At 44.6% G+C, this 1,602-nt stretch carries 3 protein-coding genes; 2 read left to right on the forward strand and 1 reads right to left on the reverse strand.

The window, feature by feature from the left end:
• Positions 1-503: 16S rRNA (cytidine(1402)-2'-O)-methyltransferase (gene rsmI, locus ACTXGO_RS13445; protein ID WP_443574874.1), on the reverse strand; the 503-nt coding region annotated here is incomplete at its 3' end.
• Between the two features lie 132 nt (positions 504-635).
• Here rsmI and ACTXGO_RS13450 point away from each other — a divergent pair.
• Positions 636-1,112, forward strand: coding sequence for a YraN family protein (locus ACTXGO_RS13450; protein WP_443574875.1), 477 nt, complete (start codon positions 636-638; stop codon positions 1,110-1,112).
• Between the two features lie 155 nt (positions 1,113-1,267).
• The coding region (locus tag ACTXGO_RS13455) for a BON domain-containing protein (protein ID WP_459112932.1) at positions 1,268-1,602 on the forward strand (335 nt) is incomplete at its 3' end.

Genomic DNA, 1,602 nt, shown 5'->3' on the forward strand with positions numbered 1-1,602 from the left:
ATGAAGCTAAATCGATCCGAGGGCAGTCCTGCGACCGATAGCGCGCCAATAGCGGCGCAAGCACCGACGATAGGGGATACGCTCACGCCCGCTGCGTGCGCAGCTTGCACCAACTGGTAGCCGGGGTCACTAACCAGTGGCGTACCTGCATCGCTAATCAGCGCGACCGAGTGTCCTTGCTGAATCATCTCGATAATTTTGGGTGTTTGAATGGCATGATTGTGCTCGTGATACGCCCACAATTTGTTATGTCCACGGTCAGTATCTGTAGCGAGTTTTGTCTCTTTGTCTGATGCATCTGCCTTGCTTTGAGCGTCACCAGATTTGTTTTTGGTATTGATGCCAAAGTGCGAGAGCAATTTGCCAGAGGTGCGCGTGTCCTCGCAGGCGATAATAGCCACTTGTTTGAGGATATCGATAGCGTGCGGCGTCATATCATTTAAGTTACCGATAGGGGTGGCGATGATATAAAGACAGGCAGGCATCGCGGTGACAGTAGACATGAAGACCTCAAGATAGTTGGACGATAAATAAGATAAAAAAGTGCTAAAACATAAATGCAGGGTATTAAGATGGCTAGTTTAGCATGTTGTGCTATGATAATTATGAAATGTTCAGGCAAGGAAGTCAGCATTATGGCTGATCTAAGTACCAGTGATACTAGCGAGCGAAGGAGCACCAATATTGCCAAGCGTCCGCTACAATTGACCTCACCCAAACAGCGTCAAGGCGGCTACTTTGAGCAGCAAGCTTGCTCGTTTTTGCAGATACAAGGCTTAACGCTTATCGCTCAAAATTGGCAACAGCCTAAAGTCGGTGAGCTCGATTTAGTCATGATAGAGGCAGGCGTAGCATGGCCAATTTTAGTTTTTATTGAAGTGCGTCAGCGTAAGCGTTCAGGTTTTGGTAGTGCTGCGATGAGCGTAACCCAAGCTAAACAAAAAAAGATTATTAAGACAGCTAAGTGCTTTTTGCAGCAGCATCCAAAGTTCGCCGATTATGAATGCCGTTTTGATGTATTAGCTTATGATGTTGTGCCTTCTACTACAACTTTGTTTGATAGTGAAGTACCTGAGTGGCTCAAAGGCGCCTTTGTCACTACTGCTTGGTAAGTCGTCGCTACTATTTAACAAGTTTCAAATAGCAAGAAGATACACTATAAATAAAGAATGACATCACGTAGTAAAGATTATATTTTAAGCGATCACAAAAAATCTCACAGAAATAATTTGTCCTAAAACAAGCCAATAACTTTATGGAGTAAACCATGACACGGACGTATGCAACTGCTGCCAAACCTTTATCTTACAAAGTGATAGTAAGCCTAGCATTTGCCACTAGTATAGCGATGACAGGTTGTACGACGAACTATTTGACCAATAGCACTGAGGGTACATACGGCGTGCCAGTCACTGAACGTACTATACCGCAGCGCCTTCTTGATCGTAGTATTGAACATACCGCCAAGATAAATGTCTATGGTTTACAAGAGAATCTGCAGCAAACCAGCCGAATGAGTATCGACAGCTTTAATAGTGAAGTTTTGCTCACGGGCGAAGTACCTACCGAGACGTTAAAGACCCAAGTTGAAAAGGTCATCAG

This window comes from Psychrobacter sp. T6-1 (assembly GCF_052258445.1).